We start from the raw sequence: 17,073 nt of genomic DNA, 5'->3' as shown, positions 1-17,073 counted from the left end.
TTAATAAAAAAAGCAGGCCATAAGCCGGATTCTGTATACTGAAAAAATTCAGAATTCCTTATCATTTATCTAGGCCAAGGGTTACCCCAAGGCTCTAACCGCCTACCCTTCGGCTTGAGCGTGCAGCCCTTAAACACCGATTTACATGACGTTTCACCGTATAGAGTTTACCTGTTTTCACTACAGCCGAACTGTACTTGCTTTCTGTTGCACTTGTCCTCACTTTTCAGCGGACGGGCGTTACCCGCTATACTGCACTATGGTGTCCGGACTTTCCTCGTATTTTCCCGAAGCTTCGGGAAAATCCGCGATAAGGTGGCCTGCTTTGCGCAAATGTACTGTAATTGTTGATAACTAAGGATGATCTCTATTCTTAATTCACTTTAGAATTCACCGCTATATTTATATTTGTAAAAGCTAAAAACGTAGTTGTATTTTGGAACCATTTATCGTATCGGCACGTAAGTATAGACCACAGACCTTTAAGGATGTTGTGGGGCAACAAGCTATTACCAATACACTACAAAATGCAATTGACCAAAATCATTTGGCGCAAGCACTACTTTTTTGCGGTCCAAGAGGTGTTGGTAAAACTACTTGTGCCCGTATTTTGGCAAAACAGATAAATTCTGATGGTACCGAACGTGAAGATGAAGATTTTGCATTCAACATTTTTGAACTTGATGCCGCCTCAAATAACTCTGTTGACGACATACGAAATCTAATAGATCAAGTACGTATACCACCACAAGTAGGTAAATACAAAGTTTATATTATTGATGAGGTGCATATGCTATCTCAGTCTGCTTTTAATGCTTTTCTTAAAACATTAGAAGAACCACCTAAACATGCCATTTTTATTCTTGCTACAACAGAAAAGCATAAGATTATACCAACGATACTTTCTAGATGTCAAATATTTGATTTCAAAAGGATCACAGTTAAAGATGCTGCAGAATATTTAAAATATATTGCAGAAAACCAAGGCATTAACGCAGAAGAAGATGCTCTACACATTATTGCCCAAAAGGCCGATGGAGCAATGCGAGATGCTTTATCTATTTTCGATAGAGTAGTTAGTTTTTCCGGGGTTGATCTTACACGAAAAGCAGTAACAGAAAATCTTAATGTTTTAGACTATGATACGTATTTTGAAGCAACAGATTTAATACTGGAACATAACATTCCAAAGTTACTTTTGCTTTTCAATAAAACTTTATCGCTAGGATTTGACGGACACCATTTCATATCGGGACTTGCCTCGCATTTTAGGGATTTAATGGTATGCCAACATCCTGATACTATAACTTTATTGGAAGTAGGTGAAGCGGCTCAGCAATTATATAGAGACCAAAGCAAAAGAACATCTCCTTCCTTTTTACTTCAAGGTCTGGAAATTGCAAATGACTGTGATCTAAAATACAAAACGAGTAAAAATCAACGCTTATTAGTTGAACTAACGCTTATGAAACTTGCCTCTATCGATTTTGATGGAGAAAAAAAAAATCCTGAATCAGTAGCACTTCATAATAAAACAATTGATTTTATTGCCCCCGCTGCTTTTTATAAACAATTACCGAAATCTTCACAAAAAGAACCTGTAGCCGAAACTACTCTACATAGCCCTGTACCTATTGTAAAAGGGAATGCAGAAATTTCTGAGCCTGTCTCAACTACAGTTATAGAGCCTTTCATAAACAAGAATGAAACTGAAGAAATTCCTTTAGTTGAAGAAAGGCCAAAAGAAATCACTGAAGAACCTGCTCAGAATAAAATTAAAATAAATTTACCCCATAAACGTGTTTCAGGACTATCTATTTCTAGCCTAAATGCAAAAAAACAGCATGAGCTTAACAAAATCGAAGTTGTTATTGACGAAAACAACTTACCGAAAGATCCTTTCACGCAAGAAGAATTACGCAAACATTGGGCCGAATTTATTGAAAACATAGACCGAAAAGGTCAAAAAATTCTGGCTTCAAATTTAAATACTGATATTCCTAAATTAAAAGAAGATTTTAAAATTCATATTGAGCTTCCTAATGGAACTATGAAAAAGGAAATTGAGCGTGAACAGTTTGAGCTAATGGAGTATTTACGCGCTAAATTGAACAATCATTTTATTCAATTAGACATTAGCGTCAATGAAGCAACGGCTAAAAAATTTGCTTTTACCCCCGAAGAAAAATATGAAAAACTTAGGGAGAAAAACCCTGTAATCGATTTACTCAGAACCGAATTCGATTTAGACTTATAACTTTCTTTTTATACAAAAACTAAATACAAGCATTACTATTGAAATTATCAATAGACCAAAAGCCTCTCTACCCAACTCCACTGTCTCTATATCTCCATCGTTTAAATCAAATCCTTGAAAATTGGTCGGGTATAGGTATAAAAACCCAACAAAAGCAAGCGCCCCCAGTGCCAAAGGAAGTACAAATCCTATTTTGTTTAATGCGAACAACAAAGAAACAAATGCAGCAATTGCGTAAATAATAATCCAATATAAAGAATCTGGATCATTATATTGCAAAACTGCACCAACGGTAAACAGAATAATAAACAAGTACCCAAGTATCTTAAATAATAGATTCATAAGAATTTAGTTTAACAGGTGATCTTCAATGAGATCACGTACCTGAATAGCAGTTATCGAATTCTCATTATTCCTATCTGTATAGTTACTTATAAAAATCGGGTAGTCCTCTTTATCTTCTGTCAAACGACCATGAGAGCCTTTAATTAAAGTTGCATCAACAGGAATTATATTCATAACGGTTCTAAAGCCAAGTTTTTTCTTCAATAACTTACCCAACACTTTAGCCATTACCAATTTATCTTTTGGATCGGTTAACATTTCAACAGGATCATAACCTGGTTTCTTATGAATATCTACCATTCTGGCATAATCTGGTGCTTTAGAATCGTCTAACCAAAAATAATATGTGAACCAAGAATCCTTATCAGCAACCACTACAATATCACCACAGCGTTCATGATCTATATGATAGGTTTTCAAGTCATCTCCAAACAGCACTTTTTCTACACCCTTAACTGTCTTTATTAATTGCGCTATTCGTTCTATATCTTTTGAATTCTTGCAATACACATGTGCAATTTGATGGTCTGCTACAGCAAAAGCATTACTCTCACCAGCATCTAAAAGCTCTAGGCCACGTTCTTCCCGTATAGCGATATAACCTTCTTTGCGTAATATTCGATTCAGATGTACAGGCCTATTTACATTTGTAATTCCGTATTCAGATAGCAATATTACACGAGCATCTAAAGCTTCATAGTGATTCACCAAATCTTTTACAACTTCATCTATCTCTAAAAGATCCTTAGAAATAATACTAAAGTCAAGACCAAATCGCTGTAGATTATAATCTAAATGAGGTAAGTAAATTAGTGTAAGATCAGGATTATGTTTCTTATCGGTCAAAAGCGCTGCATCAGCAATCCATCTTGAAGATTTTATCGTGGTTTTAGGACCCCAAAATTCAAACAATGGAAAAGTACCCAAAGCATCTTGCATTTCGTCTCGCAACTTAGCCGGATACGAATAAACATCCGGAATTTTCCTTCCATCAGCCAAATAATTCGGTCTCGGGGTAATGCTATAATCGACATTAGAATACATATTATACCACCAAAAATGATTCGCGCATGTAAAATTTGGGTATTTCTCTTTTAAATCATCCCATAGTTTGGGCTGTTGTACCAATTTATTAGACTGTCGCCAAAATTTTATCTCACATTCATCTTTAAAATACCACCCATTACCTACTATACCATGCTCTGAAGGCCATTTACCTGTAACATAAGTAGACTGAACAGCACAAGTGACAGCGGGTAAAATAGGTTCTATATATGAGGTTTCACCTTTCTCTAAAAATGATTTTATAAACGGAGTATACTCCCCTATTAATCGTTTGGTCAATCCTACAACATTAATAACAACTGTCTTTTTCATATTACAAGCGTGATTTTAACCATTCAATTTCGCGAATAATAGATATTGACAAGTCTTGTTTTAAATCTGCCGGAAGCACATCCCACGTATATGTTTCAATCTCTAAATGCTCAGAGATAGGATTTGATTTTATATATTCAATCGCTTTTAAAATATGGTCTTGTGTAGAAAACAAAGCTCCATACTTTTCTAAAAAAATAGGTACATGATAATGGGCACGAAGTTCTTGTCGATCTCCCTTGTTATTTAAAACCAAAGGAAGATCACTATACGTTTTAACCACTCCGTCAATCTTTTCAGTAACTTGATGCAGATACGTTGGTTCATTAAATTGAGACAGCTCCTCCCATATTAGCTCATCATTTGTACCATTGAATATAATCTTTAATGCTGCGCTAACTTGAATTTTCCCTACGCGAATATTTCGCTCTTTAAACTTTGCAAACGTATCAACGGGTTCTTCAAAAGCCAGTGAAAAATGGCAAATATCGTAACACACGGTAATATATTTTTTTATAAGAGTTTCGGCTTCTAAAGCACTCAAGCCTAACTTACTCTCAAAAAAATCAATCCCAAACGGCACCAAGTATTTTGAATAAAAATATAAAACCTCATCACTATTCTCTAATAGTCCGTCTGGTTCCGGTTCAATATCCAAATGCATATATTTTCCGGTAACATTTTCTAATTCGAACAAATATTCCGCAACTTGAAGCATATGCTTTGCACCTACTTCAAATGCTTTTTTAGTTTCCTCTTCACTTTTATGCCAATATTTATAGGTTATCGGAGATGTTGAAATACCGCCATTTAATCCTTCTGGCAACAATTCTGAAAGTTGCCGAAATAATCGTTTGGTATAAACAAACCTATCATTAGTGGTCCAATCTGGCGCATGCACCATATCTTTAACTCGTTCATCATGAAAATTTCCATAAGGAAATCCGTTCATGGTGAATACATATAGATTATTATCTGACAACCATTTTTTAAAATCGGACATATTTGTTCCAACCTCAAGTTCTTCACTAGCTTTATTCGATAAACGAAGTCCTAAACCAAAAGATTGATTACTAGAAACCTCTTTCTTAATTCCGGGAACGTGCTTCTTAATACTTTTGAACGTACTTTTCCAATCTTGACCAGGGTGAATATTGGTACAATATGTTAAGTGTAGCCTCTCTTTTAATTGCATGGTCTTTAGTTTAATGCGAATTGATTATTCAATTTACCAATAGCCTCGGTCATAAGCTTCATATCAATTGTATGTACGTCATGCTTTATTCCTAAACCAGAAATAAGGGTAATTGTCAATTGGCCACCTAAATGCTCCCTAAACTCTTCTATTCCATTCAATAAGGATTCGATTTCATTTGTTGTGCTCACTGGTAGTGAAAGATCAAAACCAATTTCAACCATTACATTTAATATATTTTGCAAATCGCTTTCAGTTATTAAACCAATTAATTGAGCATAGGTTACATCAAGAGCGATACCTTTCGCTACCGCCTCACCATGTCTTAATTTATAATTAGTCATGAACTCCATTTTATGGGCTGCCCAATGTCCAAAATCTAAAGGTCTAGAAGAGCCTGACTCGAAAGGATCGCCACCTTGAGCAATATGATGCATATGCATTTCTGCACACTTATAAATCACATATTGCATTGGCTCCATTTCCCTATTCTTCAATGCACTGGCATGATTAGCTATGTATTGAAAAAAATCTACATCCTTTATCAAGGCTACTTTAATAGCTTCTGAAATACCTGAAATCCAATCGCGTTGCTCTAAAGTTTCTAAGAAATCACTATCATTAATTATAGCATATGGCGGAGCAAAAGTTCCTAAAAAATTCTTTTTCTTAAACGCATTAACACTATTCTTTACCCCAACTGCTGAATCATTTTGTGATAAAACCGTCGTTGGAATTCGTATTAGCTTTACACCTCTATGTGCAATAGCGGCTGCATAACCAACCATATCTATTACTGCACCACCACCAATTACAACAACAAATGAATGTCTACAAATTTTATTCTCATTTATGGCTTTCAAAACCGATTCAATAGCGAAATCGCTATTCTTAACTTGCTCACCGCCCTGAAGTACTATTGTATTCGTATACTTTAAATTATCCTTATTGCTGTCACAATATGATTTTATTTGTTGAATTAATTTCGGATGATGATTTTTTACACCGTCATCTAAAACGAACAGAAGTTTCACTGGTTCAAATTCTTTATAGTCGGAAATTAATTTCGTGAACAGCAGATTCTCTAAAGCAAAAAGCCCAGAAGTAAAATACAATTGATAATCATATTGAACTTTAAATGATTGTTTTATAGGTTGTAATTGCATATATATTTAGGTTACGGCAAATAATTTAGACAACAGCATAGATAATGGCAATAACAAAAGTACTGCCAATGCTAAGTACCAACTAGAAAAGCCGGCCACCCAACAGGCGTTCATTACAACAAGTGATAATACGCCAGAAATAACTGCTTTTTTTATGTTCTTAGGTGAATTTTCCTTGTACGCTTTAACTAAAGGTGAAAAAATCAAAAAACCGAACAAAAGTAAAAATGGTATTAACACTAAAATTTTATCTGTCTGTTGTAGTACAATAAACGTTATTGTTGCAATAACTATTGCATACAATACACCAGCCCAAAAAATATGTTTCTTATTATCACCATGCACTTCACCTCTGCTAATTAATGTGATGGCAAAAATGTAGATTACAGGCACAATTGCTATATACCAATTTGAAATTTCTGAAACTATAGACATCCCTAAAAGAAGATTCAAACCTCTACAGATACCCATATTCAATGGGCCCGAAAATCCGAATTGTTTAAAATAAGCATCGTAAGTCAATATTGCTATCGTTAATACAATTGAAATTACACCTGCTAACATATTGCAATAAAATGCCAAGCCAATTCCTAACACCATAAGAATGATTCCAAAATATACCGCTTCACGTTTAGGAATCAAACCACTTGGTATAGCTCTTTCTGGACGTTCAACAGCATCCAACTCTGCATCAAACACATCATTAAAAACAACTCCGCCAGCATATAAGGCTATTGATGAAAAAACCAATAATACTATGCTAATTGAATTTTCCCTTAAAAAACTAAATACCTCAATATTCTCCAAAAAAAGAGTAATTGCAACGCCAGCTAAAATATCTGCAGCTGCAGTTGGCAAATTTGCGGGTCTTGCCAATCGAGCAAAACCCATTAACTTTTCTTTCATTTTAGGTAATTTGGTCCTCGTCGATTCTTGGAGTCTGCCCTCTTAAAACACTATTATCATTAAATAGCTGCGATTGATTTATACTATCTGGCTGTAACCAATGCGCCTCTTTCATCTTACCATTTTTACTAAATGCATCTAAAGCGTTTTGGTAGCAAGTCTTTCTAACATCTTCCATAGAAATACCTCTTTTCAACATTAAAGAAGCAGTTTTAGGCACTGCCAATGGATCACTTACACCCCAGTCGGCAGAACTGTCAACTATTATATTTGAGCTACCAAATTTTCTAACAACCTCTACCATACGTTCATTACCCATTTTTGTTTTAGGGTAAATAGTAAATGCGGCAATAAACCCACGATCAAGAACATCTCGTACGGTTTCTTCATTGTTATGATCAATAATTACATTAGCTGGATCTAAACCATGTTCCAAACAAACCTCCATACTCTTAATGGTACCCGCTCTTTTATCACGGTGTGGTGTATGAACTTGTACTGTCATATCTAATTCTTTAGCCATATCTAACTGCATTCTAAAGAACTTGTCTTCAGCTGGCGTTTGATCATCATATCCTATCTCTCCTATGGCAACAACATTCTCTTTATGAACATACAAAGGCAATAATTCGATTACTTGTTCTGCAAGTGCTTCATTATTTGCTTCTTTTGAATTAAGCCCTATTGTACAATAATGTTTAATACCAAATTGACTAGCCCTAAATGGCTCCCAACCAACAAGGCTGCTAAAATAATCTTGAAAAGAACCTACTTGAGTTCTTGGTTGGCCTAACCAAAAAGATGGCTCTATTATTGCCACCACTCCTGCAGCAGCCATTGCTTCATAATCATCTGTTGTTCTTGACGACATGTGTACATGCGGGTCAATAATCATCATTTTTTCATCCATACTATTATTGTTTAAGCGTATTCCAATTTATTTGCCCATCAGCAATCTTTTGTCTTAATTCTGGTAAGCTATTTAAAAGGGCATTTGCTTTCTCATTACCTGAGTGAAAACAGCACAATGCACCTGCCTTATTTTCAATTGAATCTTCACTATTCAGTAACCTATTCATATCCTTCAAAAGTTCTTCATTAAGAAACTTTGACACTGGCCTCCAAAAAATAGGATCTATTTTTCTTGATGCCGCCCATCGTTCATGGGCATAATCTGAAATAATCCTGGTTAAGTCTGCATTGGCTCGTTCATCTACAGATTCTATTAGTGAAAGATCACGGCCCATAAATGCAGCCTTTAAATACATTTGATTCCACTGTTGATTATTAAAGTATCTAGCAGGATAAGGATTATTCAATGATATGGAATCAAAAATAATTGCAATATTGGTCCGTAGTGCCTCAACAGCAGTTTGTTTATATGCTTCAGGGTTAGGCAATAAAACTAAATATTTTAAAAATGTTTCTAGTTCACCTGTATCGGCCACTTGAATAATATTGGCAACTTTAGGTGCATAGAATTCCTCATTTTGTCCAAGAATTTCAGACAAAAGAAATATTCTCGCAACTTGAAGCAAATTTGCCTTTTGTGCCTTGAAATAGATGGAACAATCATCAACTACATTATCAAAAGAAATTGGCTTCAAAGAATCAAATTTCACATTTAAGAGACTGTAGGTCATAAACAAATCTTTAGAAGATTTGCTTTCTGCCATTTTACTGATTCTATCCTTTAACCAAGCTAAACCTTCTGGTGCTCCATATTTGATTAAGATATTCTGAATTTGTTCCTGATTGTGCATTTTATTATCCAAGATTGACTTTACTTCAAAAATAATTATTATTAATTAGTTTGTTGTCAAAGCTGGTTGATAATAATTGGTGAAGTCTATAAAATCTTTCTAATTTTGAATAAAAGATTATTATGCTAGGTTTAAAACTTCCTACTGATCCAAGATGGGTAAATATTGTAGAAAAGAATATTGATGAAATATTAACTGATCATGCGTATTGTGAGCAAAAAGCAGCAAGTACGGCTATATCACTAATTGTATCCTTTCCAGAATATACTGAATTAGTAGAGGAGATGGTCGCTTTGTCTCGAGAAGAAATGGGACACTTTAAAATGGTACATGACCTTATTCTAAAAAAGGGAAATACCTTAGGTAGAGATAGGAAAGATGAATATGTAGTTGAACTATTGAAGTTTTTCCCAAAAGGAGGTAGCCGAACCACTCAGCTAGTTCATAGATTATTATATGCCGCACTAATAGAAGCTCGTAGCTGTGAACGTTTTAGGCTTTTATCTGAAGAATTGGACGATAAAAAATTAGCCGACTTCTATCACAAATTAATGATTAGTGAAGCCGGCCATTATACCATGTTTTTAAAATTTGCCCGTAAATACGGAGAATTAGATGAGGTTAATCAGAAATGGGATAACCTTTTGGAATACGAAGCCAAAATCATGAAAGACCTTGGAAAAAAAGAGTCCATTCACGGGTAATATCCAAGTTATTTTTTCTTTACATCTTTTGCATAGTATTCATAGGTGGCAAATTGAGATCTTATTTTAGGTATTGTAGTTTTTCGATACGCATTATCTTGCTTCTCATTAAACACGCGGGCCTTCATATTATCTTTCCAGCATATTTCGAAGGTATCCATTAATTCTTTCTTAATATCCTCATCATAGATAGGACATCCTACTTCCACCCTATAATCTAAATTTCGAGTCATCCAATCTGCAGAGGATATATAGATTTTAGGATTACCCCCATTAGCGAATGCAAATAGCCTTGTATGTTCTAAAAATTTATCTACAATACTAATAGCTTCGATGTTTTCACTCATACCCTTAATACCTGGAACTAAACAACATATACCTCTTATAATCAACTGGATCTTTACCCCTGCCCTACTAGCTTCATACAGTTTATCAACCATTTTATAAGAGGTAAAACTGTTCATTTTTATTTTAATATATGCCTCTTTACCTAAAATTGCATTGGCTATCTCAACATCTATCAATTTCATAAATGCATTTTTAGTGTAATGCGGCGAAACAATAAGATGTTTGTATTTATTGATTTTATAAGTGGTCTCGAAAAAATCAAACACTTTGTTTAATTCTTTCAAAATAGGTTCATGGGCTGTAAATAAGGTATAATCGGTATATATTCTCGCAGTAGATTCGTTAAAATTACCGGTACTTATAAAACCGTAACGTTTAATATCATCACCTTCTTCTCTTTCTATCAAGCAAATTTTACTATGCACCTTAAGCCCTGGCACACCAAAAATCAATTTAACTCCCTCTGCCTGAAGTTGTTCAGCATACTCAATATTTGCTTCTTCATCGAATCGTGCCTGCAATTCTATCTGAACAGTTACCTGTTTACCATTTTTAACCGCATTAATTAGTGATGCAGCTACTTGAGAGTTGCTAGCCAATCTATATACCGTTATCTTAATAGTACGTACTTTTGGATCTAGAGCCGCTTCTCTTAAAAATTTTAAAATATAAGTAAACGTATGATAAGGGGTATATTGCAAGTAATCTTTTTTTGCAATACTATCTAAAATACTGCCTTCTACACTAAGTCCTTTTACTGGTAAAGGGGTTATTTTATCGTATAATAAATCTTTTCTTCCAAGACTGGGAAAGCCCATGTAATCTCTACGATTATGATATCTACCGCCAGGTATAACACTATCAGTATCTTCAATGTTCATTTTTTCCTTTAGAAAAGTCAACGTATCTCTACCTATACTTTTATCATATACAAAACGAACTGGATCGCCAATTTTTCTATGCTCTACACTGGAAGATATCTTCTCGATAAAACTCTTACTCAAATCATTATCCATGTCAAGCTCTGCATCTCTTGTAATCTTGATCATATGAGCCGAAATCGATTCGTACTCGAACATGGTAAAAATGTTGTCTAAACAATATCTTATTAAATCATCTAAAATGATGATAAAGCTTTTATCACCTTCACCTGGTAATACAACAAAACGGTCAATACCTTTAGGAATTTCAATTAATGCATATCGTTTTTCCTTTTTGCTATGATCACTTTTAATAACCATTTTAACAGCTAAGTAGGCTGCGGTATCTTTTAAGGTAGGAAAACGAGTAAGCTCACTTAAGATAATTGTCATTAATTGTGGACTTACTTCATTTAAGAAATAGTCTTTAGCAAATTCTTTCTGACGATCGTTTAATTCAGTTTCCTTTAAAATAAAAATGTTCTTACCCTCTAGCTCATGTTCTATTTTTTTAAGAATCACCAAACTTTTTGTCTGTTGCTCAATTACAATATTTGTAATCTCCTCTAATAAATCTTTGGCTTTCTCACCACCTAAAACACTTTTACCAGTTTTACCAGCCTCAACAATACGTTTTACAGTTGCATAACGAACTTTAAAAAATTCATCTAAATTGTTAGAGAAAATACCTAAAAATCGAAGTCTTTCAATTAACGGTACGTTCTTATCAGCACTTTCTTGCAATACGCGTTCGTTGAACCAAAGCCAACTAATTTCTCTATTTACGTACTGATTATTATTTTTTACCATGCTTTTAATTGCTTTGGAAAAATTGTTAGTATTGTTGAACCCTGTTTTATAGTGGACCATGAATTTTCTTTAAACTGTAACTTTACGAACCCACTTGTTGGCACATTATCTATATGCTTGTTTCCTAATGCATTTGCAATATATGTGAATGCATGATTATGCCCAAAAATGAGCACATTATCCAATGAATTATCTAAGTTCTTTATAAAATCGACAACCTTATCCCCTGAAAAATCATATAAATCCGAAACTACAGAAAAGTGGTTCAATGGATAGTTTAATATTCTTAAAAAAATCATACTAGTATGAAATGCCCTATTTGCGGGACTAGAATAAACATAATCTATTTTCAAATTTTTACCCGAAAATTCGGTGGCCACTAATTGTGTATCTGCAATACCTCTCTGCAATAAAGCCCTATCTTGATCACTAACATTTAGTTCCCAAGAAGATTTACCATGGCGCATTAAAAACAAGTTCTTCATTTAGACTTTATTAAATTAAGGTGCCAATCGCTCCATTTTCCAATCAAAATCATCTGTTAGTGTATAACGAATACGATCATGTAACCTATTAGGTCTTCCTTGCCAAAACTCCATAGACACAGGTCTAACAAGGTAACCACCCCAATTATCTGGTCTTTCGATTTCCTTACCCCTATAATCTTTCTCTAGCTGAGATAGTTTATTTTCCAATATCGTTCTACTTTCAATTACAGAACTTTGATCAGACACCAAAGCTCCTAATTTGCTACCTTCTGGGCGTGATTCAAAATAGCCATCGGAAAGGTTTTTCGCCAATTTCTCTGCTGTTCCTTTAATAATAATCTGCCGCTCTAAATTCGGCCAAAAAAAAGAAATACATATTTTAGGATTTTTTGCAATTGCTAAACCCTTTTCACTATTATAATTTGTATAAAAAATGAAACCTTCGTAGGTATATTTCTTTAGTAATACTACTCTACTTTTCGGAAAACCATCCAAGCCCAATGTAGAAACTGTCATAGCATTGGGTTCATCAACACTATCTGACTTTTCAACTTCATAAAACCAAGTTTGAAAGAGCTGAATAGGATTATCAGAAATACTATCTTCCATCAAAGCACTTTTCTCGTACGATTTTCTATAATCACTTAAATCTTTCTGCATCATTTTAAGGTTAAAAACAAGATAAACAAAGTTCTAAAAAGAAAGGAAAATAAGTACCATTAAATCAGATTAAAAAGCACTAAAAATCAAATGTGCGACCATCATCAGTAAGCAAAACATTAGAAAAAACAGTAGTAGCTTCTTCCTTAAAAAGTTCAATGGATTTGTAGCGAGTAGAATAATGACCTAATAATAAGTATTTTACATTTGAAGCTTTAGCTATTTCAGCAGCTTGCAATGCTGTAGAATGTTTTGTTTTGGCAGCCAATTCTGATTCAGATTCTAAAAATGTAGATTCGTGATAAAGAACATCTACATCTTTTAACTGAGCTGATAATGTTGCGTCATAAACAGTATCACTACAAAATGCGTATGATTTTGGTTTAGGTGGGTCAAAAGTCAATTCTTTATTCGCTATCGATTTACCATTATCTAAAGTAACATCCTTACCATTTTTAATATTCTGAAAATATGCTTTGTCAATCCCGTAGTTCTGAGCCGCTTCGATATTAAGTTTTCTTTTACCTTCTTTCTCTTGAAACAAAAAACCATTGGTATAAATTCGATGATCTAAAGGAATAGTAGTTACAGAAATCTTTTTATCATCAAAAATTAATTCAGGCTCTTTACTACTCAATTCATGAAATAGCAACGGATAATTGGTCCACGAATCTCCTAATTTCAACAGAAGAGTTATCGCTTCTTTAATACCTTTTGGACCATAAATATGCAATTCCTTTTCTCTACCTAACAAGCGAATAGTAGATATGAAACCAGGAAGCCCGAAGAAATGGTCTCCGTGAAGGTGTGAAATAAAAATATGGTTTATTCTCGAAAACTTTACCTTACGCCGACGCAACTCTACCTGAGTACCTTCTCCACAATCAATTAGAATAACATGACCCTTTATTTCTAAAACTTGAGCAGTTGGATTCGTTAATGTTCTAGGAGTTGCCGCATAACAGCCTAATATGGTCAGACGCATAAATAAATGGTACTAATAAATTTTAAATAGCTCAACAAACTAATTGATTGTAGTACTATCTATTTGTTTAATGAAATGGCACTAAATCGCTAGATGTTGAATAACTACTACTTAAGATATCAAATACCCAAATCACGCTCTATTTCTTCCATTTCAACAATATCTCTTGCTTCTTGTAATGAAGGCACTATATTAATTTCATCTGGCACATCGTCATAGGAAACCTTATCGGAAACCAAAACAAATGACTTCCCATTTTTTTTGTGACGTTTAGCTAATTCCAAGAACGAAATAACATTATAAGGAGATAGCTTTGAAAATCCCAATAAATCTATAACTAGATTATCATTCTTCAATTTAGCGTACTCCTTTTCTAAATTTTCTAAAAACAGCTCAATAGAATTTTTTTCTTGAGAGATTACAATCAACGATTCTTCTGTATTAAAAATCATATCACTTTATTTTAGATGCCAATAAATAAATAACCGCCATACGTATGGCTACACCATTTTCAACCTGATTCAAGATTATCGACTGCTTTGAATCTGCAACATCACTCGTAATTTCAACTCCTCGATTAATGGGTCCAGGGTGCATAATTACAATTTCTTTGTCTAAACTATCCAACATTTTTTTGTTTACTCCAAACTGTTGCGTATACTCTCGAGTGGTTGGAAAATAACTGATATCGAGCCTCTCGTTCTGTATGCGCAACATATTTGCTACATCGCACCACTCTAGGGCTTTTCTTAGATTAGTCTCCACACCTACACCTAAAGAATCTATATACTTAGGCAATAGTGTTTTAGGTCCACAAACCTTAACATTTGCCCCTTGTAATTTTAAGGCGAATATATTCGATAGAGCAACTCTAGAATGAAGAATGTCGCCAACAATCACTACATTTTTACCAGCTACATCTCCTAATTTTTCACGAATTGAATATGAATCCAATAAGGCTTGTGTTGGATGCTCATGTGCACCATCACCAGCATTTACAATTGAAGCTTTTACATGTTTCGAAAGAAATATACCTGCCCCTGGGTTCGGATGCCGCATTACTACCATATCTACTTTCATAGATAAGATATTGTTGACCGTATCTATAAGTGTTTCTCCTTTTGTTACCGAAGATTGGCTAGCAGAAAAATTTAAAACATCGGCAGATAGTCTCTTTTCGGCCAATTCAAATGACAGTTTCGTTCTAGTGCTATTCTCAAAAAAAATATTGGCTATGGTAATATCGCGAAGTGAAGGAACTTTTTTTATCGACCGATTAATTACTTCTTTAAAATGATCGGCTGTTTCAAAAATAAGTTGAATATCGGTTTCCTTTAGATATTTGATTCCCAGTAAGTGTTTAACACTCAGTTCGCTCATTTTCTTATCTATTTACTAAATATATAATATCCTCTCCATCATTTTCTGCCCACATCACCTTTACTTTTTCGTCATTAATAGCATCTACCTGGCGACCTCTATAGTTAGGCTGTATAGGTAAATGTCTACTAAATCTTCGATCAATTAAGCATAGCAACTCAACATCTTTAGGCCTACCAAATGACTGCAAAGCAGTTAAAGCAGCATTAATACTTCTACCTGTATAAAGTACATCGTCAATTAAAACAACATTTTTATCCTCAACCAAAAAATCAATATTGGTTTTGGTCGCCTCTAAGGTTTTATCTCCCCTTCTAAAATCATCTCGATAAAAGGTAATATCTAAAAAACCTAGGTCGATTTGCTTTACCTTATATTCCTCCTTTAAAATCTTCGTTAATCGCTGCGCTAAATATTTACCTCTAGGTTGAATACCTATAAGCACTGTATTTTCAAAAGTTAAATGATTTTCAAGAAGCTGACAAGCCAATCGATGCAGGATGATATTTATTTCTTTTGAAGAGAGTAAAACTTTTTGACTCATAATTGACACCCGTGCGTTTTGCTCAACAAAAATAGATAATTCAAATGAAATATACTTATAGAATTACTGCATTAAGAAAAGGATCATTAAAATTAAACAGAACTGGATTCTACAATAAAATAAACCAATCAGGACTTACTATTTAATCACTTGAAATTAAGAATAATAACAAGCATTCCCAAAACAAAAAAAGCCCGGATAATATATCCGGGCTTTTACTTATAATCCTATTAAGGATTGTATCAAGAAATTACTTCTTCTTTTTAGAATCAGCTGCTTCCATTTTATCCTTCAATGCTTGTAAAGCATCGTTAGCATCACCTAAAGTAGGCTTAGCTTCGTCTGCACTAGCTGCTTGTCTTTTGACAGCTGCCTTAACATTACGTTGCTCTTCCTCGCGGAAAATAGCGGTATGACTAGCTACTACGCGTTTGAAGTCTTTGTTAAACTCAATTATTTTGAATTCAGCTTCATCGCCTTTACTTAGTTTTTTACCATCTTCTTTTTCTAAATGACGTTGTGGTATAAATGCAGTGATATCCTCATTAAATTCAATCGTTGCACCTTTATCAACTACATCAGAAATTGTTGCTGTATGAACAGTACCTAATGCAAATTCAGTTTCGTATTTATCCCAAGGGTTTTCAGTAGTCTGCTTATGACCTAAGCTCAACTTACGACCATCAACATCTAATTCTAACACTTCAACTTCTAAAGTATCACCTACATTAGTGAATTCAGATGGATGCTTGATTTTCTTAGTCCAAGAAAGATCAGAGATATAAATTAATCCATCTATCCCTTCTTCTAGTTCCACGAATACACCAAAGTTTGTAAAGTTTCTAACAATACCTTTATGCTTAGAACCTACAGGATATTTAGTTGTAATATCTGTCCAAGGGTCTGGAGTCAATTGCTTGATACCAAGAGACATTTTACGATCTTCACGATCCAATGTCAATACAATAGCCTCAACCTCATCACCTACTTTTACGAAATCCTGAGCGGAACGTAAATGTGTAGACCATGACATTTCAGATACGTGGATAAGTCCTTCAACACCTTCAACAACTTCGATAAATGCACCATAATCAGCTATTACGACTACCTTACCTTTAACTTTGTCTCCGATTTTAATCTCCTCACTTAAAGCTTCCCAAGGATGCTTCTCTAATTGCTTAAGACCTAATTGAATTCTAGATTTGTTTTCATCAAAATCAAGAAT

At 34.2% G+C, this 17,073-nt stretch carries 17 protein-coding genes and 1 other RNA gene; 2 read left to right on the top strand and 16 right to left on the bottom strand.

Translation table 11 applies throughout. The annotated features are described in order from the left end of the window. Nucleotides 1-5 precede the first annotated feature (5 nt). An RNA gene (rnpB, locus tag AACZ49_RS16965) (RNase P RNA component class A) lies at nucleotides 6-327 on the bottom strand. A gap of 109 nt (nucleotides 328-436) precedes the next feature. On the opposite strand from rnpB, the gene AACZ49_RS16960 reads away from it, so the two are divergent. Further along, the gene (locus AACZ49_RS16960; RefSeq protein ID WP_339657288.1) at nucleotides 437-2,257 is read left to right on the top strand and encodes a DNA polymerase III subunit gamma/tau; all 1,821 of its coding nucleotides are present in this window, start codon (nucleotides 437-439) and stop codon (nucleotides 2,255-2,257) included. Here the strand turns inward: AACZ49_RS16960 and AACZ49_RS16955 are convergent. From AACZ49_RS16955 to AACZ49_RS16925, 7 genes are read right to left on the bottom strand one after another with little or no spacing between them, the layout of a single operon-like run. Further along, entirely contained in the window at nucleotides 2,252-2,599 is a 348-nt protein-coding gene (locus AACZ49_RS16955) for a transmembrane 220 family protein (protein WP_339657286.1), read from the bottom strand. The genes AACZ49_RS16960 and AACZ49_RS16955 overlap by 6 nt on opposite strands. Before the next feature lie 6 nt (nucleotides 2,600-2,605). Next, entirely contained in the window at nucleotides 2,606-3,979 is a 1,374-nt protein-coding gene (locus AACZ49_RS16950; protein WP_339657285.1) for a nucleotide pyrophosphatase/phosphodiesterase family protein, read from the bottom strand. 1 nt (nucleotide 3,980) lies between these two features. Next, nucleotides 3,981-5,174, bottom strand: coding sequence for a metabolite traffic protein EboE (gene eboE / locus AACZ49_RS16945; protein WP_339657284.1), 1,194 nt, complete (start codon nucleotides 5,172-5,174; stop codon nucleotides 3,981-3,983). A 5-nt stretch (nucleotides 5,175-5,179) separates the two neighbouring features. Continuing rightward, entirely contained in the window at nucleotides 5,180-6,340 is a 1,161-nt protein-coding gene (locus tag AACZ49_RS16940) for a 3-dehydroquinate synthase (RefSeq protein ID WP_339657282.1), read from the bottom strand. Nucleotides 6,341-6,346: 6 nt separating this feature from the next. Then, entirely contained in the window at nucleotides 6,347-7,246 is a 900-nt protein-coding gene (eboC, locus tag AACZ49_RS16935) for a UbiA-like protein EboC (protein ID WP_339657280.1), read from the bottom strand. A gap of 1 nt (nucleotide 7,247) precedes the next feature. Beyond that, a complete protein-coding gene (locus AACZ49_RS16930; protein WP_339657278.1) occupies nucleotides 7,248-8,156 on the bottom strand; it encodes a TatD family hydrolase in 909 nt (302 codons plus the stop codon). Between the two features lie 4 nt (nucleotides 8,157-8,160). Continuing rightward, nucleotides 8,161-9,009, bottom strand: coding sequence for an EboA domain-containing protein (locus AACZ49_RS16925; protein ID WP_339657276.1), 849 nt, complete (start codon nucleotides 9,007-9,009; stop codon nucleotides 8,161-8,163). A gap of 122 nt (nucleotides 9,010-9,131) precedes the next feature. On the opposite strand from AACZ49_RS16925, the gene AACZ49_RS16920 reads away from it, so the two are divergent. Then, entirely contained in the window at nucleotides 9,132-9,713 is a 582-nt protein-coding gene (locus AACZ49_RS16920; protein ID WP_339657274.1) for a tRNA-(ms[2]io[6]A)-hydroxylase, read from the top strand. Nucleotides 9,714-9,721: 8 nt separating this feature from the next. Here the strand turns inward: AACZ49_RS16920 and ppk1 are convergent, their stop codons facing one another. The 8 genes from ppk1 to AACZ49_RS16880 all read right to left on the bottom strand — a co-directional run. After that, nucleotides 9,722-11,791, bottom strand: coding sequence for a polyphosphate kinase 1 (ppk1, locus tag AACZ49_RS16915; RefSeq protein WP_339657272.1), 2,070 nt, complete (start codon nucleotides 11,789-11,791; stop codon nucleotides 9,722-9,724). Beyond that, complete coding sequence (locus AACZ49_RS16910) at nucleotides 11,785-12,276, bottom strand: histidine phosphatase family protein (RefSeq protein ID WP_339657270.1); 492 nt, start codon at nucleotides 12,274-12,276, stop codon at nucleotides 11,785-11,787. Before AACZ49_RS16910 ends, ppk1 begins: the two co-directional genes overlap by 7 nt. 15 nt (nucleotides 12,277-12,291) lie before the next feature. Then, the gene (pdxH, locus tag AACZ49_RS16905) at nucleotides 12,292-12,939 is read right to left on the bottom strand and encodes a pyridoxamine 5'-phosphate oxidase (RefSeq protein WP_339657315.1); all 648 of its coding nucleotides are present in this window, start codon (nucleotides 12,937-12,939) and stop codon (nucleotides 12,292-12,294) included. A 79-nt stretch (nucleotides 12,940-13,018) separates the two neighbouring features. Further along, a complete protein-coding gene (locus AACZ49_RS16900) occupies nucleotides 13,019-13,924 on the bottom strand; it encodes a ribonuclease Z (RefSeq protein WP_339657268.1) in 906 nt (301 codons plus the stop codon). Between the two features lie 119 nt (nucleotides 13,925-14,043). Continuing rightward, a complete protein-coding gene (locus tag AACZ49_RS16895; RefSeq protein WP_339657266.1) occupies nucleotides 14,044-14,376 on the bottom strand; it encodes a ribonuclease Z in 333 nt (110 codons plus the stop codon). 1 nt (nucleotide 14,377) lies between these two features. Further along, nucleotides 14,378-15,304 carry an aspartate carbamoyltransferase catalytic subunit gene (locus AACZ49_RS16890; RefSeq protein ID WP_339657264.1) on the bottom strand — a complete coding sequence of 309 codons (927 nt, stop codon included), beginning with the start codon at nucleotides 15,302-15,304 and terminating at the stop codon, nucleotides 14,378-14,380. A gap of 4 nt (nucleotides 15,305-15,308) precedes the next feature. Next, the gene (gene pyrR, locus AACZ49_RS16885) at nucleotides 15,309-15,848 is read right to left on the bottom strand and encodes a bifunctional pyr operon transcriptional regulator/uracil phosphoribosyltransferase PyrR (RefSeq protein ID WP_339657263.1); all 540 of its coding nucleotides are present in this window, start codon (nucleotides 15,846-15,848) and stop codon (nucleotides 15,309-15,311) included. Nucleotides 15,849-16,098: 250 nt separating this feature from the next. Further along, nucleotides 16,099-17,073 (bottom strand): S1 RNA-binding domain-containing protein (locus tag AACZ49_RS16880; protein ID WP_339657261.1); only part of this gene is annotated, 975 nt, incomplete at its 5' end.

The organism is uncultured Maribacter sp. (assembly GCF_963975365.1).
GTDB lineage: Bacteria > Bacteroidota > Bacteroidia > Flavobacteriales > Flavobacteriaceae > Maribacter.
This window is presented reverse-complemented; position numbering and strand designations above follow the sequence as displayed.